Annotated in this window: 23 protein-coding genes and 5 pseudogenes; 22 read left to right on the plus strand and 6 right to left on the minus strand. The window is 64.4% G+C overall.

Annotated features, from left to right (window positions below; genetic code table 11):
- Nucleotides 1-736 precede the first annotated feature (736 nt).
- From PM1_RS23715 to PM1_RS23770, 12 genes and pseudogenes are all read left to right on the plus strand, one after another.
- Nucleotides 737-823 (plus strand): annotated as a pseudogene (locus PM1_RS23715) (coproporphyrinogen III oxidase); the annotation flags it as partial.
- A 2-nt stretch (nt 824-825) separates the two neighbouring features.
- Nucleotides 826-1,638: an STY4528 family pathogenicity island replication protein gene (locus tag PM1_RS23720; protein ID WP_009618239.1), complete on the plus strand. Its 813-nt coding sequence runs from the start codon at nt 826-828 to the stop codon at nt 1,636-1,638.
- 32 nt (nt 1,639-1,670) lie between these two features.
- Nucleotides 1,671-2,018: a hypothetical protein gene (locus tag PM1_RS23725; protein WP_238603216.1), complete on the plus strand. Its 348-nt coding sequence runs from the start codon at nt 1,671-1,673 to the stop codon at nt 2,016-2,018.
- Nucleotides 2,019-2,131: 113 nt separating this feature from the next.
- The gene (locus PM1_RS23730) at nt 2,132-2,422 is read left to right on the plus strand and encodes a type II toxin-antitoxin system ParD family antitoxin (RefSeq protein WP_009618238.1); all 291 of its coding nucleotides are present in this window, start codon (nt 2,132-2,134) and stop codon (nt 2,420-2,422) included.
- A complete protein-coding gene (locus tag PM1_RS23735; RefSeq protein ID WP_009618237.1) occupies nt 2,422-2,781 on the plus strand; it encodes a type II toxin-antitoxin system RelE/ParE family toxin in 360 nt (119 codons plus the stop codon). The genes PM1_RS23730 and PM1_RS23735 overlap by 1 nt, the downstream gene beginning before the upstream one ends.
- 165 nt (nt 2,782-2,946) lie before the next feature.
- Nucleotides 2,947-3,735 carry a PFL_4669 family integrating conjugative element protein gene (locus PM1_RS23740; RefSeq protein WP_009618236.1) on the plus strand — a complete coding sequence of 263 codons (789 nt, stop codon included), beginning with the start codon at nt 2,947-2,949 and terminating at the stop codon, nt 3,733-3,735.
- Nucleotides 3,732-4,280, plus strand: coding sequence for a DUF3158 family protein (locus tag PM1_RS23745; RefSeq protein ID WP_009618235.1), 549 nt, complete (start codon nt 3,732-3,734; stop codon nt 4,278-4,280). Before PM1_RS23740 ends, PM1_RS23745 begins: the two co-directional genes overlap by 4 nt.
- Nucleotides 4,277-4,665, plus strand: a pseudogene (locus PM1_RS23750) (single-stranded DNA-binding protein). The gene PM1_RS23745 and the pseudogene PM1_RS23750 overlap by 4 nt, the downstream one beginning before the upstream one ends.
- Before the next feature lie 294 nt (nt 4,666-4,959).
- A pseudogene (locus PM1_RS23755) lies at nt 4,960-5,505 on the plus strand (toprim domain-containing protein); the annotation flags it as partial.
- Nucleotides 5,502-6,071 (plus strand): annotated as a pseudogene (locus tag PM1_RS23760) (PFL_4703 family integrating conjugative element protein); the annotation flags it as partial. The pseudogenes PM1_RS23755 and PM1_RS23760, both read left to right, overlap by 4 nt.
- On the plus strand, nt 6,068-6,955 hold the full coding sequence (locus tag PM1_RS23765) for a TIGR03749 family integrating conjugative element protein (RefSeq protein ID WP_009618230.1): 888 nt from the start codon (nt 6,068-6,070) through the stop codon (nt 6,953-6,955). The pseudogene PM1_RS23760 and the gene PM1_RS23765, both read left to right, overlap by 4 nt.
- Nucleotides 6,945-8,102: pseudogene (locus PM1_RS23770) on the plus strand (TIGR03752 family integrating conjugative element protein); the annotation flags it as partial. The gene PM1_RS23765 and the pseudogene PM1_RS23770, both read left to right, overlap by 11 nt.
- Before the next feature lie 490 nt (nt 8,103-8,592).
- On the opposite strand, the gene PM1_RS23775 reads toward PM1_RS23770, so the two are convergent.
- From PM1_RS23775 to PM1_RS23805, 6 genes are all read right to left on the minus strand, one after another.
- Entirely contained in the window at nt 8,593-8,751 is a 159-nt protein-coding gene (locus PM1_RS23775) for a hypothetical protein (protein WP_009618228.1), read from the minus strand.
- Between the two features lie 9 nt (nt 8,752-8,760).
- Complete coding sequence (locus PM1_RS23780; RefSeq protein ID WP_009618227.1) at nt 8,761-9,486, minus strand: zeta toxin family protein; 726 nt, start codon at nt 9,484-9,486, stop codon at nt 8,761-8,763.
- 1,503 nt (nt 9,487-10,989) lie between these two features.
- Complete coding sequence (locus PM1_RS23790; RefSeq protein ID WP_009618225.1) at nt 10,990-11,844, minus strand: hypothetical protein; 855 nt, start codon at nt 11,842-11,844, stop codon at nt 10,990-10,992.
- 15 nt (nt 11,845-11,859) lie between these two features.
- Nucleotides 11,860-12,504: a transcriptional regulator gene (locus PM1_RS23795; protein ID WP_009618224.1), complete on the minus strand. Its 645-nt coding sequence runs from the start codon at nt 12,502-12,504 to the stop codon at nt 11,860-11,862.
- A 14-nt stretch (nt 12,505-12,518) separates the two neighbouring features.
- Nucleotides 12,519-13,319 (minus strand): TIGR04255 family protein, encoded by an 801-nt coding sequence (locus PM1_RS23800; RefSeq protein WP_202883186.1) that lies wholly within the window; start codon nt 13,317-13,319, stop codon nt 12,519-12,521.
- A gap of 122 nt (nt 13,320-13,441) precedes the next feature.
- Nucleotides 13,442-13,861: a helix-turn-helix domain-containing protein gene (locus PM1_RS23805; RefSeq protein WP_009618220.1), complete on the minus strand. Its 420-nt coding sequence runs from the start codon at nt 13,859-13,861 to the stop codon at nt 13,442-13,444.
- Nucleotides 13,862-14,484: 623 nt separating this feature from the next.
- Here PM1_RS23805 and PM1_RS23810 point away from each other — a divergent pair.
- The 10 genes from PM1_RS23810 to PM1_RS23855 all read left to right on the plus strand — a co-directional run bounded on the left by PM1_RS23810 (nt 14,485) and on the right by PM1_RS23855 (nt 20,998).
- A complete protein-coding gene (locus tag PM1_RS23810; protein ID WP_009618218.1) occupies nt 14,485-15,246 on the plus strand; it encodes a hypothetical protein in 762 nt (253 codons plus the stop codon).
- 110 nt (nt 15,247-15,356) lie between these two features.
- Nucleotides 15,357-15,575 (plus strand): AlpA family transcriptional regulator, encoded by a 219-nt coding sequence (locus tag PM1_RS23815; protein ID WP_009461157.1) that lies wholly within the window; start codon nt 15,357-15,359, stop codon nt 15,573-15,575.
- Between the two features lie 42 nt (nt 15,576-15,617).
- Complete coding sequence (locus PM1_RS23820; RefSeq protein ID WP_009618216.1) at nt 15,618-16,484, plus strand: ParA family protein; 867 nt, start codon at nt 15,618-15,620, stop codon at nt 16,482-16,484.
- Nucleotides 16,468-16,716, plus strand: a complete 249-nt coding sequence (locus PM1_RS23825; RefSeq protein ID WP_009618214.1) for a hypothetical protein — start codon at nt 16,468-16,470, stop codon at nt 16,714-16,716. The genes PM1_RS23820 and PM1_RS23825 overlap by 17 nt, the downstream gene beginning before the upstream one ends.
- Complete coding sequence (locus tag PM1_RS23830) at nt 16,709-18,352, plus strand: ParB family protein (protein ID WP_009618213.1); 1,644 nt, start codon at nt 16,709-16,711, stop codon at nt 18,350-18,352. Before PM1_RS23825 ends, PM1_RS23830 begins: the two co-directional genes overlap by 8 nt.
- 19 nt (nt 18,353-18,371) lie before the next feature.
- Nucleotides 18,372-18,932 (plus strand): DUF2857 domain-containing protein, encoded by a 561-nt coding sequence (locus PM1_RS23835; RefSeq protein WP_009618212.1) that lies wholly within the window; start codon nt 18,372-18,374, stop codon nt 18,930-18,932.
- A gap of 2 nt (nt 18,933-18,934) precedes the next feature.
- Entirely contained in the window at nt 18,935-20,077 is a 1,143-nt protein-coding gene (locus PM1_RS23840) for an STY4528 family pathogenicity island replication protein (protein WP_009618211.1), read from the plus strand.
- Between the two features lie 127 nt (nt 20,078-20,204).
- Nucleotides 20,205-20,504, plus strand: coding sequence for a type II toxin-antitoxin system RelB family antitoxin (relB, locus tag PM1_RS23845; RefSeq protein WP_009618210.1), 300 nt, complete (start codon nt 20,205-20,207; stop codon nt 20,502-20,504).
- Nucleotides 20,491-20,778 (plus strand): type II toxin-antitoxin system RelE/ParE family toxin, encoded by a 288-nt coding sequence (locus tag PM1_RS23850; protein ID WP_009618209.1) that lies wholly within the window; start codon nt 20,491-20,493, stop codon nt 20,776-20,778. Before relB ends, PM1_RS23850 begins: the two co-directional genes overlap by 14 nt.
- 28 nt (nt 20,779-20,806) lie before the next feature.
- Entirely contained in the window at nt 20,807-20,998 is a 192-nt protein-coding gene (locus PM1_RS23855; RefSeq protein ID WP_009618207.1) for a hypothetical protein, read from the plus strand.
- The last annotated feature ends 62 nt before the right edge of the window (nt 20,999-21,060 follow it).

A 21,060-nucleotide genomic window follows, 5' to 3' on the forward strand; every position in this document is an offset into this window, starting at 1 on the left:
CAATCCAGCCCATGCCTGCCCCTTGCAGTTCCGGTGACCGCGCTGTTCCATTGCGAGCGGTCCTGTTCGGGGGAGGTAACAACGGGCTGCCAGCACCATTTGAAATCCGACGGGTGATCTCGCCTCTTCACCGCTCGATTGCGTTGCAGGAGCCACCAAACGGCTCTTTCGCACGCGTGCGAGAAACGGGGGGCATGCTTTGTCGATCTGGAGGCAGACCGCTGGAGTCTTGCCCGAAACCTCGTCGCACCCCGTCTAAGCGGCATCACTACACCTGATTCCGCCCGAACCGCGTCTGCTGACAGACCGTCGCTGTCTTGCATGCCGGTGACGACCAGGCTCTAACGCGAGAAGACCGAATCCGTCTTTCGCCTTGATGGCGTCTGTAGCAAAACCTCGTTATCGAGCCATCCTGCCATGAGCAGTCAACCCCTTGAAGCATACCGCCACGCAGAGGCTCGGTGCTGGTGGACAAGTGCCATATCGACAGGCGGCTGCTCTGGTGAACATCCGTCATCCCGGCCTTTCCCACAAGCCAAGCCGCCACCGTCTCGCGCCGTGAAGGTGCGTGCCGGCAGCGATTCCAATCAACGAGGGAAACAGATGTCCTGAATCCGGTTACCAGGGAGCAGCCATGCGAAAGCCACCTTCATCCGGCCCCCAAGCCAAGGTCTTTTACCGTCCGATCGAGGCGGCCATCCGGTGGACGGGGCTGTCACGCTTCGAGCGCCGCATCCTCGATCTCGCCAGGGGGATGAACCGGCTGCCGATGTCGGTGATCTGGTCGGCGATACGGAACTGGATCGACCAGGGGCTGGTGTAGCCATGACCACGGCCGGCGCACCACGGCGCGAAGGCCCGGTTGCGCTGTCGGCGGTGTTCGACGAGGCGCTGCGGCACCTTGAGCCGAAGGAACCGGCGCAGGGCACGGCGCCAAGCCAGGACGGGTTTCTCTACAGCGGCAACCGCCATGAGAGCGTGCCGCGCCGACTGTTCCTCGACCGGCGCCTGACCCCGCTGGAGCGCAACGCCTGGCAGGTGTTCCGCCTGCAGCTCAACGACGACGGCGTGACCGCCTTTCCCACCTACGACCAATTGCGCCCCTACCTGGCCTCGATGCCCTGCGCGGCGCAGGCATCGCACGAGACCGTGGCGCGCGCCCTGACGCTGCTGCGGCTGACGCGCTGGCTGAGCCTGGTGCGACGACGGCGCGACCCGAAGACCGGCCGCATCCAAGGCAACCTCTATGTGCTGCACGACGAACCGCTGTCGCCCTTCGAGGCGATGCAGCTCGATGCCGACTACCTCGGCCTGGTCAGCCAGGCGCTGACCCATGCCGCCAAGGCGGTGCAGATCGTGGGCATGAACACGCTCAAGGAGATTGCCGAAGACCCGCTGCTCAGCGCCGCACGCTGCCGACCCGCCTGCAGGTGCTGGCGCAGCGCATGGCGCTGCATGGCCGAACGACGCCAGGTTATCCACAGGAGGGTGCGGACCACGAATCCGAAGAAGGCCAGGAAGCCCATCTTCGGAATGCTGCGCGCCCGTCTTCGGAATCCGAAGCAGGGCCGAAACCCGCGCCGGACGGCTCTCTTCGGATTCCGAAGGAGGACCGTACAGTACGTAGTGATCGTATAAATGAAGTACGTACAGTACCGCGCGCGAGGGCCTTGCAGAACCTGCGGCTACCCGAGCGTTTCCTGCGCCTGAAGGACGAGCAGCAGGCCGGTGCGCTGGTGGCACTGCAGCAGGTGGACGAGGCCCAGCGGCAGGCCGTACTCGACGAGTGGGCGGCACGCTGCCGAAACGGCGCGGTGCGCAACCCGGCCGGCTATCTCTTCGGCATCATCCAGAAGGCGATCCGCGGGGAGTTCAAGGCGTGGGCGGGCGACGGTGCCACAGTAGCGCCAGCAGTTCGTCCACCGCCATCCGCACCGGCACCGGCACCGGCACCGGCATCCCCCGAGGTGGTGCGTGCCCACCTGGCACGGCTGCGGGCGGCGCTGCGCGACCCCTGACCGAGCGGGCTATCCCCAGGGGATGGCTGGGACAGGGAGCCTTCCGGGAGGCTCATTGGCATAAAATGCCAACACTGCTATTCTGACGCTGTTTCATCGTGGAGGCCAAGACCATGCCCACCCGCAATGTGGTGCTCAGTGAGCATCAACACGCTTTTGTCGAGGCCCTGGTTCAGTCCGGGCGTTACCAGAACGCGAGCGAAGTGCTGCGCGAAGGCCTGCGCCTGATCGAGCGGCGCGAGCAACTCGAAGAAACCAAGCTCAAGGCGCTGCAGAAAGCCGCCAAGACGGGCTGGGCCGATGTGGCCGCCGGCCGCTATACGGATGTGGACGATGACAAGCTCGAAGACTTCATCGGGCAGTTGGGGCAACAAGCCGCCGGTCGGGTGCAGACAGCTCGCTGATGGCGCGATATCGACTATCCGCTGCGGCACAGACGGACCTCATCGACATCCTGGCCTGGACGCACGAACACTTCGGCGACGTAGCACGCAAGCGCTACGAGGCGTTGATCGTGGCCGCGTTGCGCGATGTTTCCGCCCAACCTGACCGGCCCGGTAGTATCGAACGACCGGAGCTTGGCGACGGCGTGCGCTCCTGGCATCTGCACTTGAGCCGGGAGCGTGGCCGCACCGATAGCGGCATCGTACGTCGGCCGCGGCATTTCCTGATCTACCGCACGGAGACCGACGTGACCGTCGTCGGTCGTGTGCTTCACGACGCGATGGAGCTGGCACGACACCTCGACCCCGAGGCGTCCTAGGAATAACCGGCACCTCCTGCGGCACACCTATCCCCAGGGGATAGCCGGCACACACAGCCTTCCGTGCGGAACAAACCGGGCGCGCATGGGCTGCGGTTTGTTGACTGACGGCCTTCCTGCCGATGCCGATGCTGGCGACTCGCCCCTTCACCGCGAGTCGCTCCCATGGCCAACGAACGCACAGAACCCCTGCAACTGAATCTCGGATCGCTGCGCAGCGCGATGTCGCTGACGCTGCACACTCATCACGCTTCGCGCATCTGGCACGGCCGCGCACCGGCGGAGGGACGCGCCGGCATCATCGGCCTCAACGGCTTCATCAGCGCGATGAACAAGATGAAGCGCGGTTCCGAGCAGGATGATCCGTACTCCGATTTCTGGATGCTGCGTATCGAAGACAAGCTGGAGCAGACCAAGAGCACGCTGCAGGCGCTGCGCGAGCAGGTGGACCAGGCGCTGGCCGATGTACCCCCGGCGCTGTCGCTGGGCGAGAACATGAACGTGCAGCCAGTGAAGCTGCCGCTGTTCGTGAACGCCCAACTCGGCTTCATGGCGGTGTACCTGCTGGCCGACTACGACGACCTGGCACGCAAACTCATCCTGGCGCACCACACGGCGCTGATCGACCGCAGCACCTTGGAGCGCTGGCTCAATGATGGCGCGCACGCGTTGCGCAGCCTTTTCTCGCTGGCCCAGCAGTACCGCTACTCGGGCACGACGCGCGACGACTTCGCGGCGAAGAACGCCGCGGCGAGAGCAGCATTGGAGAAGTTCGGCGAACTGCCGCAGGACGTGCTGGAAGGCACGCGCCGCTCGCGCTTCGCGCCACCGATCGCGCGGCGGACAACCAAGCCCGGAATGCCGCCTGTTGCGCCTGCCATCAAGCCCGATGCGCCGGTTCCCACGGACGGCGCAGCCGATGGTGCGGCGGGCGACAAGGGGGCTGGCGCATGACCGCATCGCCCCCCATCAGCCACTCCACGCGCTTCGTGGCGCTGGAACAGGCGGACTTCCAGCGGCTGGAACACGCAGGCTACCTAAAAGGCCTTTTACAGCCTTTTAAGGGTAAGGGGAGTCTGGAGACCTGGGCCAGCCAGTGCGCAGCGCTGCGCGACGACGTGATTGGCCTGGCGCAGCGGCGCGTGCTGCCCCAGGCGCGCGCCTACCCCTTCAGCCTGCTCGACGTGCAACTGGCCCAGCAGGCCACTGGCGCAGGGACGACCTTCCTGCGCTGGCGCAATCTGGACCGTTCCTCCATGGGCGTGTCGTTGTGGGAGGCCCTGCTGGCCAACCCCGCGACGCCGGCGTCGCTGATCGACGAACTGTACGCGATGGAACTGCAGCGCATCGTGCTGAACATGCAGATCAGCCTGACCCACAGCATCGCTCGCCAAGCCCTGGAATGCGCCAGCAAGGCCGCCCAGGCGGAAGCGGCTTACCTGCGGCGTGTCCACGGGCATACCGCGGCCGTTCCACCCACCACCAAGGAGTCACCATGAGCACGCACTTCGTCGGCGAGGGCAACATCGGTTCTGCGCCGGACTATCGCGAATTTCCGAACGGCAACGACGAGCCGCGCCGGCTGCTTCGCCTGAACGTCTACTTCGACAACCCGATCCCGAAGAAGGACGGCGAGTACGAAGATCGCGGCGGCTACTGGGCACCGGTCGAGCTGTGGCATCGCGACGCCGAGCACTGGAAGACGCTGTACCAGAAAGGCATGCGGGTGCTGGTCGAGGGCCGCACCGTGCGCGACGAATGGGAGGACGCCGACGAGAACGAGCGCGTCACGTTCAAGGTCGAGGCGCGGCGCGGCGCGTGGGCATCCTGCCGTACCGCATCGAGTCGGTGGCGCTCAGCGCCAGGCCCGCCGCCGGACAGTAATTCGCCCATCGCCGTTCCCCCGAGGGCGGCTGTAGCAACCGTCATGCGCCCGCGATGCACCAGCGAGCCATCCCCAGGGGGGGCTCCAAGGTCGTCCACGGAGTTCCAGCCGCCCCTCCCGAAACGACGTCCTTGCTGCGCCAGATCCTGCGGTCTATGCGCACCGCTGCGGCAACGGACTGCCTGCCGATCACAAAGCGGCGCCTGCTTCAATCGGCTTCCTTGCTGCCGGCATCTCCTGGCCCTGCCAAGCTGACGCCCATCCGATGAACCGCATATTTCCGAGGAGGCTTCATGCGCGTATTCCTGTGCGAGAAGCCGTCCCAGGGCAAGGACATTGCCCGTGTGCTGGGCGCTGGCCAACGCGGCAACGGCTGCTACAGCGGTGCCGCGGTCGTCGTGACCTGGTGCATCGGTCATCTGGTCGAGGCGGTTCCGCCCGAAGGGTACGGCGAACAATACAAGCGCTGGGCCATCGAGCAACTGCCCATTCTTCCCGAGCGCTGGCGTGTCGAGCCCAAGGCGGCGACCGCGGTGCAATTCAAGGTCGTGCGGCAACTCGTCGCCAAGGCAAGCGAACTGGTGATCGCGACTGACGCCAACCGCGAGGGCGAGATGATCGCCCGCGAGATCATCGACCTGTGCGGCTACCACGGGCCGATTCAGCGCCTGTGGCTGTCGGCGCTCAACGATGCGTCGATCCACAAGGCGCTGGGCGCGCTCAAACCGTCCGCCGAGACGCTGCCACTGTATTTCTCCGCACTCGCCCGATCGCGCGCCGACTGGCTGATCGGCATGAACCTGAGCCGGCTGTTCACCCTGCTCGGGCGCCAGGGAGGCAACTGACGATCCATGTGCCCCCCGATCTGCGCTCGGGCAGCACCCGCGCCTGGTGGGATGTGCCGCCCGAGAGTGTCTATGCCTTCGCCTTCTACGTCTGGCAGCAGGTCCAGCGCTGGCCGACGGATGGCGAACAGAATTACCCGCGCAACCTCCACGCGCTGTCGGCCTATTTCACACCGGCCTGCCAGGCCTTCCTGCGCCAGGACTACGAGCACCGGCGCAGCAGCGGCGAACTGCGCCAGCGGGTGCGCGGCATCTACGAGATTCCGGGGCGCGGCTTCGGCGACAACCCCACGATGCGGGTAAAGACGGTTTCCAGTCGCGACTGGATCGTCACGCTCGATGTCAGCGCGGACGAGTACTACGGCGCCGAGCAGGTCAAGCGGGCCCTGGTGCGCTATCCACTGAAAGTAGTGCGGCTGGACGTCGATTCCCCGCGCAACCCCTTCGGCCTTGCGCTGGACTGCTATGACGGCGCGCCGCAGCGGATCGAGGCACCGTCGCAGGCAGTGCCTCCGTCCGGCACGCCCGGCGGCGGCCTTTCGCAGGGAGGCAACCCTTGAAACACCACGTCTTCACCATCGTGGCGAGCCTGGCCCTTGGCTTCGGCCTGGTACCGGACAGCCATGCCATCGAGATCCTGCGCTGGCAGCGGCTGCCGCTGGCCGTCCCGCTGGTCGTCGGCCAGGAGCGCGTGGTCTTCATCGACCGCAACGTGCGTGTCGGCCTGCCCCCGAGCCAGGGCGAGCGGCTGCGCGTGCAGAGCGCGGGTGGAGCCATCTACCTGCGCGCCAGCGAGACCATCGCGCCGACGCGGCTGCAACTGCAGGACGTGGAATCCGGTGCCATCGTGCTGGTCGACATCGCCGCCACGGACGCCCGGGAAGGCGAGCAGCCGCTGGAGCCTGTACGCATCGTCCTGCAGGACGCCGCCGCGGAGGCCAGCAAAGACACCGCCGCCGGTCCGAGCCAAGCAGCGCAACCCGCCAAGCGTCGGCAGACGCCGGTAGCCGTTGTCCTGACGCGCTACGCTGCGCAGAACCTTTACGCACCGCTGCGCACCGTCGAGCCCGTGGCCGGCATCGGGCGCGTGCCGCTGCGGCGCCCGCTCGCGCTGGACACACTGCTGCCAACGCTGCCGCTCAAGGCGCGGGCGCTGGCAGCCTGGCGACTCGAAGACCAGTGGGTCACCGCGGTGCGCCTGACCAACACCTCGCCTCACCGTATCGATCTCGATCCAAGGGCGCTGCAAGGCGACTTCGTGGCCGCGACCTTCCAGCATCCCGACCTGGGGCCAGCGGGCGCTTCGACCGACACCACGATGGTCTATCTGGTCACGCGCGACCGCGGCCTGGCCGAGTCCCTGATGCCGGTGCTCAGCCCCATCGATGCCGGCACGAACTTGCCGCCGGCCGCCGCTGCGGGGAGGACGTCCGATGAGGAGTAATCCCCTGTTGAAGTGGCTGCTGATTCCGATGGCATTGTTGCTGGTGTTCGTCGGTGCCAGGCTGTTCTCGGGCAGCGACGCCGCACCTGGCAAGCCGGATGTCCCCGGGCAGCTCACTCCGGAGGAAATGAAGGCGCTCGGCATCGCGGGCGACACCCCGCGCGACACCGTCGCCACCCTGGTCGCGCAGGTCAAGCAACTCCGTACCGAATTGCAGACCGCGCTGAGCGACAACCGCCAGCACAAGGCCGAGAACGAGCGCCTGCGTACCCGCGAGGGTGCGATCGACCAGCGCATCCAAAACGCTCTCGACAGCGAACGCCGTCGCCTGGAACAGGAGCGCACCCAGGCCGCCAGCGACCGGCAGCAGACGCAAGGGCTGATGCAGGAACTGCAGCGCCGCCTGGACGAGCTGTCCGGCAAGGGCGATGTCGCCGACCTGCCGATCGGCCTTGGACTGGACGGGCACGACGGCGGGCCGCTCAAGGATGGCGGCATGCGCTGGATCGAACCGGATGATGCCCGGCCCGATCCGAAGGGCGGTTCGAGCAGCCCGCGCTTGCCCGCCTTTCCCTCCAGCTTCGGCCCGGCCTCGCCGGAGCTGTCGGCCGCGGCGGAAGCCGTCAGCGACAGGACGGCGCAGGCCGTTGCCGACACCACCCGGGCGGTCTATACGGTGCCCGCCAATGCCACACTCATGGGCTCGGTCGCCATGACCGCGCTGATCGGGCGCATTCCCATCGACGGCACCGTCAACGACCCGTTTCCCTTCAAGGTGCTGATCGGGGCCGACAACCTGGCGGCCAACGGCATCGAGATTCCCGACGTGGCCGGTGCGGTGGTCAGCGGCACGGCCTCGGGCGACTGGACGCTCTCGTGCGTGCGTGGGCAGGTCCGCTCCATCACCTTCGTGTTCAGCGACGGCACCATCCGCACGGTGCTGGAGGAAGACGGCAAGCGCAGTCGAAGCCAGGACAGCACCAGTCTGCTGGACGGCCTGAGCTGGATCAGCGATCCCTACGGCATCCCGTGCGTCTCGGGCGAGCGCCGCAGCAACGCCCAGCAGTACCTGGGATCGCAGGCGTTGATCACCGCTGCCGGCGCGGGCGCCGCTTCGCTCATCAAGTCTGACAACGGCAGTCACGCCGGCTTCATCCTCTACATGACCGACGCCGCACAGGACCAGGCAGACATCGACAACCTGCGCACAGCACTGAAGAACGCAAAGGGCCCGGGCAACTTCCGCAACCTGTTCATCTACGCGCCCAACGGGAAGAAGGAGGGGATCCAACTGATCCCGGTCAGCGAGGTGGCGGCGAAGGACGACTTCGGGGCGATCAAGAACATCAGTCGCGACGACCAGCTCGCCGCGCTACGCGTCTACCCGCAGCTGCTGGGTGTGGTGCCGCAGAATGCCGGCGGCTTCGGTTCGATCACGGACGCGACGGCGGTGTGGGAGGCGAACGAACTGGCGCCGCTGCAGGCGCGGTTGCGCCAGGTGAATGACTGGGTGGGGGAAGAGGTGATCCGGTTCCGGCCCTTTGAGCTTCCTGTTCAAGAATGACCGTCCATCTCGAACCATCGTGAAAAAACGAAAAACCCCCGCATTGGCGGGGGCTTTTCTAAAATTCGCCGGATTAACTAGCTGCGGCAGCTGCCAGCACCTTGCGTTGGCGCTCGGTGGATTTTTTCATCACATCGTTGTAGACGCGCTTCTTCTCCGCCGAGGAAGCATTACGGATGAAATCAGAGAATTTGGTGGATTTGACCGGCTTGGTCATCGTGAAGAAGCTCATTTCTGATCCTCAGCCTCGCTGTAAAAGCACCTGCTCAAGGGACGCGCGATCATAGGTTTCGGGGACATGACTGTCAATCCGATCTATGTTCGCCTCATAAACCCGGTGCGACCCATCGTTGTTTTTCAACAATAGGTCCACCTCTATCGACCTCCCGAATCGTTGCTTGAGGCGATTCACGACGTCTCTGGCCGCGAAATACTGTCTCACAAACTCTTCGATCGGGATGTTCCTTCCTTCTACTCGCTCGCGTGCTTGGACGAAATTCCAAGCCAGTTCCGGCCGCTGATACACGTACAGGATTAGCACAGCCCTGTTCTTATGCAACGACCGCTCGATGTTCTGCTCGGCGATTTCGTAATTCGCTAGCGTGCCATCAAGTAGAAACGACTGCCGCTGCGCCAATGCAAGATCGTGAATCTTGTCTACCAGAATCGATACACCTCGCTGGAAGAGCCAGGAATTACCTCCTGTGTAGCCTGGAAACTCAGACCTCAACTCGTCAGGATCAATCCGCAGAATCCGGAATCCGTTCTCGTCAAAATGCGACAGCAGCTCAATCGATGCCTCTGTCTTACCTGCCCCAGGCGATCCTGCCATGAATACCGAAACCGGGTTTTCCTCTCGGGCATAGATCTGGGGATCGGTAAGACGCTTTGCAATAGCCTTCTTGTTCGCCCTAGCGAACGCAATCGCGTCATCGCTGATGTCCTGCTCCCTGGCACTGAAGGCCATGACTCCTCCTTTTCACCCAATGTGGACCCAATTTCGCCCACCACTCCCGAGTCATGCAAATCAGCTTTATCTATCAGGAAACCTGCCCCTTTAAAGAAAGCAGGGGATCCTGCCGTAGAACGTCAGCAGATTCGGCTCGATCAAGGAGCCCGCGCAAGTCTGGGCACCCAACGATGCTGGAGCCGCTGCAGGCGCGGCTGCGCCAGGTGAATGACTGGGTGGGGGAAGAGGTGATGCGGTTCCGCGAGTCCGTCCTGCCAGAGTAGCGCCAGACCGAAACGACAAAGCCGCCCTCGAGGCGGCTTTTGTCTGTCCTGCAGACGAGGATTTCCGCCGTTCAGCAATACGAAAAGCCCTAATAAACATACCATTTTCACTCCGCCCAAGCCAGTAGAATCGGCCTGAAATTCCCGTATTTACTGAGCTGGTGACCAGTGGTGCGTGTCACTCCAGGGGATTGCGCATGCGCTCGCCGACGTCGTCCAGCAGCCGGTGCCAGCGGGCTAGGTCGGGGCGCTGGGTGGGGCGCTGGGTGGGGGCCATGAGGGGTGGAAATGACTGTATGCACAGCCAGCACTTCCAACTGAACGGAGGCCGGACAGCACCCGGCGCGCGCAGTCGTCCCCCCGCCACGCCTGCGGGCTAAAGGGGGCACTTTTTCTTCACCCCTGCGGAGCCCTCCAGGCGGCCCAGGCTGGGCGCTGGCTGCACGTTTCGGCGGTGGGAAATACCTGCGAATCCCTGCACCGGAGCCCCTTTTCGTGAGGACGGTAGAGCCGAGGAATGGAGTTCGGGATAGGGGGGGTATTGAGAAAAGAGTAATTTCAGTGATCTGTGCTCGGACCACCGCTGGAAGCCGCGTCGTTCGGGGCTTCGCAGATTACAAAGAGGAGTAACACTGGAGTAATGGGAAAAGTAATTTTTCCGTAAGCATTTAATTTTAAAGGCTTTTTTAATCCTGAAAAATCACTTCAATAAAGAGTAACCAGATTACTTCTATGTTACTCAGAAATTACGCCATCGCCGGAAACCCTTGCGGTTCAACGGCTTGCGGTATTCAGACGGTCAAGATTACTGATGTTACTCTTTTTGCAGCCCCCCAGTACCTGGGATTCATCCCCCGTGCATAGGGCGGGAGCGCAGGCGCGACGGTTGTTCTGTGCGTGCCTGCTGACTGTCGGCTACCTCGGCCATCTGGGGCCCTGAAACGGCCCCCGAAACGGCCCCCAGCTGTTCGCGAAGGTCTCGCTGGGCCGCTGAGAGGCCCGTGGATTCTGGAGCGGGCGAAGGGAACATCACGCCGCACTCAAATCGTTGATTGATAACGGGTTTATTCCGTTGGCGCTACGGAATCAGGCCAGATTATGTACCTGTAGCGAGCCCTCGGCAACTCGGCTTGCCCGCTGCTGCCGCATTGGTGGTTCACGCAGAGCTGTCAGACGCTACCTGTGCGAGATGCAAGAGCCCCCAGCCTTTCCCCGGCTCATCCAGCCACCTCACGTCTCACGCAGGGGCAACGCCGTCCGGCAGGAAGCCACCATGTTCATCGTCATGCAGGCTGAGGTACTCAAGTCGCCATTGATCCACGCGCCGAAGGTCAGCGAGGGTCATGTGCGTATCCGGGACTGGCTCGCAGGCGTCGAGGGCGATTTCCGTTGCCGCATCGGGAGGGCCGTACGCTTCGATGAAAAGCTCTCGCAATTGTCGTACTACGCTTTCGGCGGACTCACGCGCGCCTGGCCCACCCTCGATGGCGTCATAAGCCACCGATATGGACAGCGCATAGGGTTCACCATCAGAAGCCTCGATGCCCCGCTGCTCACCCAGATCGAAGAACAATCCCACCAGATGTCGGGCTTCGGGAGCGAGGATGCGGGCGATCCGGCTCTTGACGTCTCTCTTGCCGACACGCTTCGCAAGCCGGTTCTCGAAGGCGTTGGGGAACGCGGGCCGGCCATAGCGTGCCGCCAGCCATTGCTTCAGGGTGCGCTTCGACTCATCCGAAAGCGACGCCTCAAGAAACCGAGACGCACTCTGGCCAAACTCGACTCTCGGGATGGACCTCTTCTCTGCATGCCGCAACTCCAGCACCATCGAGCCTCCATCCGCCTTGTCATACGCAAGATGCAGCCGCCGGGGGTTCTTGGCATGGGACAGTTGCGGATCCTCACGGGCATCGCCGATCAGATCCGCTACGATGACCTCAATGCAGGGTTCGTGCGGGTGGGGGATGTCACAGTCGTGGGAGATCACGACAGCGAAGCGGCCATCCTCCAGTGACTCGACCAATCCCAGTTGCAGCGATCCATCGCTGGTCAGCAAATCTCCCTGCCGCCATGACGTCTCCCGGTCCAGCATCGCGCGATCCCCGAATCACTGCTCGGGATAGCCCGGAATGGAAGCAGCGGAACGCCAATCATCCGTTGGCGCGGCCTTGCTCTTGGCCAGTCCCGAGCTTTCGTATGCCGCATCCATGGCCTGGGCCTCTGAGATCAGCGTTTGGACATGCTCCATGACAGTCTGGTTTGCAGCGATGAGATCCAGGAGAGACCTGCCGTCAAACGCCTTCATCTTCAGCATCATTGGCGCCCGTTTGACGCCTGCTTCGCGAAAGGCGTCAGCCACTTGGCTGAGTGCCTGTATCCGAGCGAAGTTGTCCGCTTCTGGCGTCGACTCTCCCCCCAGCCATTTGTAGATCGCTTGCCGGGAAACACCAAAGGTCCCGGCGAGATCAGCGATTGCTGGATTGAGCACCTCACGGATGTTGGCCAGATGCTCCGAAGCGCTTCGCAGATCGGGACGAACTGCCTCCTCGCCATCCACCTCGATTTCGACGTGAATGGGAGTCCGCGCCTCCACCAGCCTGCGCCATTCCCCCGCCCGGGTCACATCGAACACGCTGCCAGTACCGCCAACCAACTGTGTGATCCCCATCAGGGCGAAGGCGGCCGTGGCCGCGACCCGAACGGGCACGATCGACGGCGAAGTCCTGATTGTTGGGAACGTCTCGGTGTACATGCGGGTCTCCAGTGCTACGCCCATGCCCGGCGCGCATGGTCTGTGGTGGTTGCCTTGAACACGGACTTGATCGGGGCATGCAACGAGCGCAGTTGTTCTTCGAGCTTGCCGAGGTCGATAGGCATGCGACCTTCGCAAAAATGGTCGGTATCGAGCACACCATGCTCACGTGGCGCGGTCATGGCGAAACGCGGATTCAGTGCCAGCCCGTTCGGCAACATATCGGGAGGGAAACCAAGCTGCGCCGTTGCCCTGTATACCCTTGCAACCAAGGTTCCGCCGGGAACGAGTGGACCAACATCGGTCGAGAATACGGATTCGCTCATTGCGTGCCGGCGAACCGCGTCGAATCCCACCCCATGGACTCCACCGACAAGGTACTGTTCGACGGACTCCCCGTCTGCCGGCACCACCGCATCCAGGTAGCGCAACCCAAGCCGACCCACATGGTCAAGGCTGACTGCCTCATGCACGGCATCCAACCCCCGCAGTAATTCCGGAATGAATGTCTTGTGGGTGTCGTAATGCGTCGTATGAAACGTGATTGTCGAAGGGGACAGGATAAAGCCCGCAGATCGATCGCTCCTGGTCAGGAGCCAGGATACCGTTTGCTGGATCTTTGGTTCGGCTTGTTGTGCCTGGCCTGGCCCGGACACGACCAAGTGAGTGACCTGCTGCGGCTCGAACAAGGGGTACCCTTCACGACGCAGTCGATCTTGTATTTGGTCGACATACTTGACCATGGCCGCCACCGGATTGAAATGCGCCTGTGCCAGCGCGTAGTACACCGGCGCATTGGACATTCGTTCGCTCACAGGCCGCTCCATCTTCTCGGTTGACACTTCAGTTGCCAGTTTACACCATGATTGACATCCATTCCAGGGGACTTGCTCAATGCGGCTGGATCAGGGGGACGCAAGCCAAGGAGAAGGCGCCGTCAAAAGCCTTCCATTACGTCGACACTCCCGCTCGCGTCACCATCGCCGGCTCCCGACGTTCGCCCAGCCGGCTGCCCTTGCCAGCGGGAAACGCTGCGCACCCGCTGTGGCAACGATTCCCTCACCAGTTCCATGCCAAGGGCGTCCTTCTCCAGGGTCATCGCCTGGGCCAGGTCATCAAGCCGGCCCAGCACGTGCAGCGCGCGCAGGAAGGTGTGCAGCGCGGTGCCGGGATAGCCATCTTCCATGCGCCTGACGGTGCTCAAGGACGTGCCGATGCGCTGCGCAAGGTCTTCCTGGCTCAGGCGGCGCATGCGCCTCGCCGCCGAGATGTCCTGCCCCAGGCGGCGCAGCGCACGCGCAACAGGCTGCGGCATCGCCACTTGCGCACCAGAGCGCTTTTGCTCGGAAGAAGACATTTTTTATAGCCTCAAATATGAGCTTATTTTATATATAAGCGTTCATATTTGAACGTAAAAATGGCAAGCAGTCAACCCAATACGTGCCTACCCCTTGCAGTTCTGGTGACCGCGCTGCGCCATTGCGAGCGGCCCTGAGCGGCTCTTTCGCACGAATGAGAGAAACGGGGCGTCATGCTTTGTCGATCTGGAGGTAGATCCCTCGGGTCTTGCGCGAAACCTCGTCGCTCCTTGTCGAAGCGGCATCGCCACGCCTGTTCTGGCCCGAACTGCGTCTTCTGATAGACCGTCGTTGTTTTGCACGCCGGTAACGCCCAGGCTCGAACGCAAGAAGACCGAATCCGTCTTTCGCCGCGATGGCGTCTGTAGCAAAACCTCACTACCAAGCCTCCCCGTCATAGGCGAGAAACATTTTGAAGCATACCGCCACGCGGGGGCTCGGTGTCGGTGGACAAGGTGCCACATCGACTGGGGGGCTGGGGTGAGCATTGCAGCCATTCGCCGTCACTACAACCTTTCCACAAGCCAAGTCGCCACCGCTCCGCGCCGCGAAGGTGTGGGATGGCGCCGACCAGACCACGAGAAAAGCCGATGTCCTGAACCCGTTCACAAGGGAGTAGCCCATGAGAAAGTCATCTTCTTCCGGCGCCCAAGCCAAGGTCTTCTATCGTCCGATCGAGGCGGCCATCCAGTGGGCGGGGCTGTCACGCTTCGAGCGCCGTATCCTTGATGTCGCCGAGGGGAAGAACCGGCTGCCGGAGCACGCTGCACTGGCGCGCTGGCCACAGCTTCGCCTGAACGCGGAACGGATCTACGACGCACTGGTGCATCTCGACCTTCCCTACGGCAAGGATGGCCTCACGAGCAACGATCCCGCCTTGCTCGATGATCCTGGCCTCACGATCCGCCACGTCGATCTGAAGGCTTGGATGATCCGTTTCTATCCCGACCAGCGACCGGCATTCCTGTTCGATGCCTTCGAGCGTCACCTGCATCCGGCCGTCAGTGTCGATGCCGTGCAGGCACTGGTCATGGATCGCGAGGCGTTGAAGCTCCAGCTAGCCGACAAGGTGCAGGCCTGGGACGCGCTCTATGAGCAGTTCCAGACGCTCAGCCAGGAGCACCAGGCGCGCACGGAGCGCGAGAAGCGGTCCGGGATGCCAGGCGCCCGCAGTGAATCCACCTACCTGAACATCGTTGGCGGTCTTCTGACCTTGCTGTTGGGCAAGTCACCCAATGGCGTTCCCTATTCGTCTTTCGAGACGCTGGAATCGGTCATCAATGCGCTGGTAGCCCATTACGGCGACAAATCCGGAATCAGCGAGCGAACGCTGTGGGCGAAGTTTTCGGCAGCCAAGCGTCATCTCGCCACCCAGGACCGCTGACTGCAAGTGCAGACGGCGTGTCTGCACTTGCGGTGACCGCGCGGGAACCGCGCTATTGAATACGGGGCACTTCCATCACCGCCGCTACACAGCGCCAAGGAGTGTCCCTCGTGACTGCCCAGACCATCGCCACCGCGACGCCGAACGAACACCGCATCCTGCGCCGCGCGGAAGTTGAGGCCAAGACCGGCTTCAAACGCGCCCACATCTACAACCTGATCAAGGAGGGCAAGTTTCCCAAGCCCCTGCGCCTCGGGGTACGCGCCATCGGATGGGATTCGGTGGAGATCGATCAGTGGATCACCGATCGACTCAGGGAGCGGGCGTGAGCCCGCGCGCCCCCCGGAATCCCTTCCACGAGGAGTCGCACCATGCAGGTGGTATCCATCATTTCGACCAAGGGTGGCGTCGGCAAGACGACCACCGCAGCGAACCTGGGCGGCTTCATCGCCGATGCGGGACTGCGCGTGCTGCTGCTGGACCTGGACGTACAGCCCACCTTGTCGAGCTACTTCACGCTCGACACGCATGCGCCTGCCGGCATCTATGAGATGCTGGCCTTCAATGAGCAGCGTATCGAGCGATTGGCTTCGCAGACCGCTGTGGCGGGTCTCGACCTGGTGGTGTCGAACGACCATCGCGGCGAACTGAACACACTGCTGCTGCACGCACCCGACGGTCGGCTGCGCCTGCGTCACCTGCTCCCCGCGCTGGCGTCGCACTACGACCTGCTGCTGATCGATACCCAGGGAGCGCGCAGTGTGCTGCTGGAAATGGCGGTACTGGCCTCCAGTCTGGCGCTGTCACCGGTGACGCCGGAAATCCTGGCGGCGCGTGAGCTGAGGCGCGGCACGCTGCAACTGATCGAGGACATCGCTCCGTATCGGCACCTCGGCATCGAGCCGCCACCGCTGCGCTTGCTCATCAACCGGGTGCATCCGGTTTCGTCGAACGCCCGACTGATCCAGCAGGCCCTGCGACAAGTGTTCCAGGCGCACGCTGGCATACAGGTCCTGAACACCGACGTCCCGGCCATCGAAGCCTACCCACGTGCTGCAACACGGGGACTGCCAGTGCATCGCGTCGAGTACCGGCAGCCGGTGGGCCGCACTGCACCTGCGGCGTTGGAGACGATGCGTGCGCTGGCTGGCGAGCTGTTCCCGGCATGGCGGGAGCGCTTTGCGTGCGTTACCGGCAGAGGCCGCGCAGGGGGAGCCAGTCATGGCGAACGCGCATGAACTGGCCCGCGGCCATGCGCGACTGCGTGCGCTGATCGAGTTCGCGCTGGGCGAAGGTTGGCACGTGAAACGCACGCGCGGCGGGCACCTGATGTTCACCAAGCCCGGCTGCGCCGCGATCTATACCAGCTCGACTGCGAGCGATCACCGCGCTAGTCGAAACGCACGCGCGCAGCTTCGCCGCGCCGATCGACAGGCACTGACGGCATCTCGGGAGAGCAGCGATGGCTGATCCGACGCCGCAGGACATGGCCGCCAAGCTGCTGGCCAAGGGCTTCGAACGCAACGGTCCTTCGGCCGCGGCGTTGACCGACCCCATCGCCGACACACCGATGGTGGTGACGCTGGACGAGCTGCGTCCCTATGAACATGACCCACGCGTGACGCGCAACCCGGCCTATGAGGAAATCAAAACCTCTATCCGCGAGCGCGGGCTGGACGCACCGCCCGCGATCACGCGCCGGCCGGGCGAGGCGCACTACATCATCAGGAACGGTGGTAATACGCGGCTCGCCATCCTGCGCGAATTGTGGAGCGAGACCAAGGAGGAACGCTTCTTCCGCATTGCGTGCCTGTTCCGCCCGTGGCCGGCGCGCGGCGAAATCGTGGCGCTGACCGGGCATCTGGCCGAGAACGAGCTGCGCGGCGGGCTGACCTTCATCGAGCGGGCCTTGGGCATCGAGAAGGCGCGCGAGTTCTACGAGCAGGAAAGCGGCCAGGCGCTGTCGCAGAGCGAACTCGCGCGGCGGCTGACTGCCGACGGCTATCCGGTGCCGCAGTCACACATCAGCCGCATGAACGATGCGGTGCGCTATCTGCTGCCGGCGATCCCGACGCTGTTGTACGGCGGATTGGGCCGGCATCAGGTGGACCGGCTCGCAGTGCTGCGCAAGGCGTGCGAGCGCACCTGGGAGCGGCGTGCGCTGGGCCGGCCGCTGACCGTGGACTTCGCTTCGCTGTTTCAGGATGTGCTGTCGCAGTTCGACATGCGGCCGGAGGGCTTCTCGCCCCAGCGCGTGCAGGACGAACTGGTGGGTCAGATGGCCGAGCTGCTGGAAGCGGACTACGACACGCTGGCATTGGAGGTCGATGACAGCGAAAGCCGTCAGCGAGCATTGACCAGCGAGCCGGCCGCGCCGAACCCGGCAACGCCTGTCGCACCTGCGGCGCCAGCCATCACGCCGCAACTGCCGCCCGCGGCGCCAACGCCACGGGACACCTCGCCCGTCGCGCCACCGGCAGAGACACCCTCGGCACCACCTGCCGCTGCACCAAACGCCCGGGACGGGCAGCGCGACGAGCGCCTGCAGGGGCACATCGTGACGCCGGCCCCGACCACCGAGCGCCTGCAGTCCATCCAGCGGATGGTCGCGGATCAGCTCGGCGACAAGCTACCCGACTTTGAGGCAGATGTGCTGCGTGCGATCCCGGTGCAGGTTGGCGGGCTCTTTCCCATCTCGGATGTCTGGTACATCGAGCCGGGCCTGGACGTGCCGGATCGCCTGCGCGTGCATATCGCGCAGTTCGCTCGCGAGATCGCGGGGGAAGCGGCGGTGGCCGACCACATCGAAGCCAGCGATGGCGGCATCGGCTTCGTCTGCGTGACGCCGGCCGTGGGCCAGGCGAAGGCGCTGCCGGCGTTCGCGCGTGCGATGCTGACCCTGCTGCACGCGCTGAGCACCGCGCCGGCACCCGCGACCGGGCTGGACAGCGCGCGGCTGGCCGATGACCTTGGGCCGCTGCTGCATGGTCACGGCGGCTTGGTCACGCGCCTGAGCGATGCCGGGCTGGTGAAGCTGTTCCGTCTGCTGCGCCTGGCGCGCCGGTTGCTGGACCTGCAAGCCGGCGAAGCGGGCCAGGCTTCCTGAGCGCGCAGGAGGCTCCCGCATGTCGGCACCGCACCCGCTCAACCAGGCCGTGATCGCCCAGGCGCTGCATGACCTGCGCAACGGGCAGTTGCGCCGCTGCAAGGCGATGGGCTTCGGCGAGGAGGAGCTGGATGCACTAAAGCACCCCGAACTCGTGAGCATGCTGGTGAATGCCACGGTGTCGTGGTGCTCGGTGTCGGTGAACCGGGAAGTGTTGAAGCGGCTGCTGAGCCAGGTGCACGACGTGGAGCGGGAGATCGCCACGGTGGACCGCATGCTGCGCCTGGGAGCGAGCACGGAGATGGTCAGCAAGTTCTACGGCCTCACGCATCAAGAAGTGGCGCTGCGCCGCGACATCCTCGGACTGCCCAAGCGCAAGGGCCGGCATCCGGTGCTCGACGAGGCGCAGGACGTGGCCCTGTGGGAACGCTGGAAGGCCGGCATCACGGAGCGGCACATCGCACTGAACGACGACATGGCGATGTTGGCGCTGACCATGGACCTGGCCGAGGCCATGACCCTGCCCATGTCGGTGATCTGGTCGGCGATACGGAACTGGATCGACCAGGGGCTGGTGTAGCCATGGCCACGTGCGGCGCACCACGGCGCGATGGCCCGGTTGCGCTGTCGTCGGTGTTCGACGAGGCGCTGCGGCACCTTGAGCCGAAGGAACCGGCGCAGGAAACGGCGCCGGCCGCCGACGGTTTCCTCTACAGCGGCAACCGCCATGAGAGCGTGCCGCGCAGGCTGTTCCTCGACCGGCGCCTGACGCCGCTGGAGCGCAACGCCTGGCAAGTGTTCCGCCTGCAGCTCAACGACGACGGCGTGACCGCCTTTCCCACCTACGACCAGCTCCGCCCCTATCTGGCGTCCATGCCCTGTGCGGCGCAAGCGTCGCACGAGACCGTGGCGCGCGCCCTGACGCTGCTGCGGCTGACGCGCTGGCTGAGCCTGGTGCGACGACGGCGCGACCCGAAGACCGGCCGCATCCAAGGCAATCTCTACGTGCTGCACGACGAACCGCTGTCGCCCTTCGAGGCGATGCAGCTCGATGCCGACTACCTCGGCCTGGTCAGCCAGGCGCTGACCCATGCCGCCAAGGCGGTGCAGATCGTGGGCATGAACACGCTGCGGGAGATCGCCGAAGACCCGCTGCTCAGCGGGCGCACGCTGCCGACCCGATTGCAGGTGCTGGCGCAGCGCATGGCGCGGCATGGCTGGACGACGCCAAGTTATCCACAGGAGGGTGCCGGCCACGAATCCGAAGCAGGGCTGGAACCCGCGCAGGACGGCCATCTTCGGATTCCGAAGGAGGACCGTACAGTACGTATGAATCGTATAAATAAAGAAGTACGTACAGTACCGCGCGCGAGGGCCTTGCAGAACCTGCGGCTACCCGAGCGCTTCCTGCGCTTGAAGGACGAGCAACAGGCCGGTGCGCTGGTGGCCCTGCAGCAAGTGGACGAAGCGCAGCGCCAGGCGGTGCTCGACGAGTGGGCGGCGCGCAGTGGCGGCAGCACGGTGCGCAATCCCGCCGGCTACCTGTTTGGCATCATCCAGAAGGCGATCCGTGGGGAGTTCAAGGCCTGGGCGGGCGACAGCGCCACGGTGCCGCCTGCTTCCCGTCCACCCGCGCCGGCACCGGCGCCATCGACACCGCCGGTATCCCCCGAAGTGGCGCGCGCCCACTTGGCGCGGCTGCGGGCGGCCCTGCGCGACCCGTGACCGGCCGAGCTATCCCCAGGGGATAGCTGGGACAGGGAGCCTTCCGGCGGGTCGATCCGGCTGCACCCTTGCCAAGGTCTCAATTGAGATACAAAATAGGGGCTAATGCATAACAGGAGAAGCAACGATGGCCGCACAGACTTCGATGCTGCACATCCGTGTGGACGATAAGCTCAAGGCCGATGCCGCCGAGAAGCTCGCCGGGGTCGGCCTCACCGTTTCGGACGCCGTGCGCATCCTGCTGACCCGTGTGGTCAAGGAAGGCGCGCTGCCGGCTGGCCTCACGGCGGACCCGGAGGCCTACGATGCCTGGTTCCGGGCGAAGGTCCAGGAGGCGCTGGCCGACACACGGCCGCCGGTGCCGCACCAGCAGGTCATGGACGAGGCGCAGGCCCTGATCGACAGGAAGCGGCGTGCGCGTACTTGAGTGGCGGGAAGCTGCCCGCGCCGACCTGCTGGCGATTGTTGACTACATCTCGGACGACAACCCCGATGCCGCGCAGCGGTTGAAGGACGACATCGAGGCCAAGGCCGCGAAGCTGCCGGAGCGCCCGAAGCTCTACCGGCCTGGCCGCGTGGCCGGCACGCGGGAGATGGTCGTGCGTGCGAACTACGTGGTGGTCTACATGGAGGACACCCGCGCGGTGTCCATCCTGCGCGTGTTGCACGCCGCGCAGCAGTGGCCGCCGGCACGGGAGTGAAGGCGGTTTTCCTCACTGGAGATTCACCATGAATGCCAAGGAGCCTGAAGCAGCCAAACTCAAGGCGCTGCAGGAAGCAGCTTGCATGGGCTGGGCCGACATCACCGCCGGCCGCCATGCCGATGTCGCCGACGGCCAACTCGAAGGTTTCATTGCACAGTTGGGACAGCAGGCGGCGCTTGCCGTCGCTACCCGCCGCGAGGCTATCCCCAGGGGATAGCTGGGACAGCCAGCCTTCCCGGCACGGACAAACCAGGCACACGCCGATTGCGGTTTGTTGAC

The sequence above is a fragment of the Pseudomonas sp. M1 genome (assembly GCF_022760135.1).
Lineage (GTDB): Bacteria > Pseudomonadota > Gammaproteobacteria > Pseudomonadales > Pseudomonadaceae > Pseudomonas > Pseudomonas citronellolis.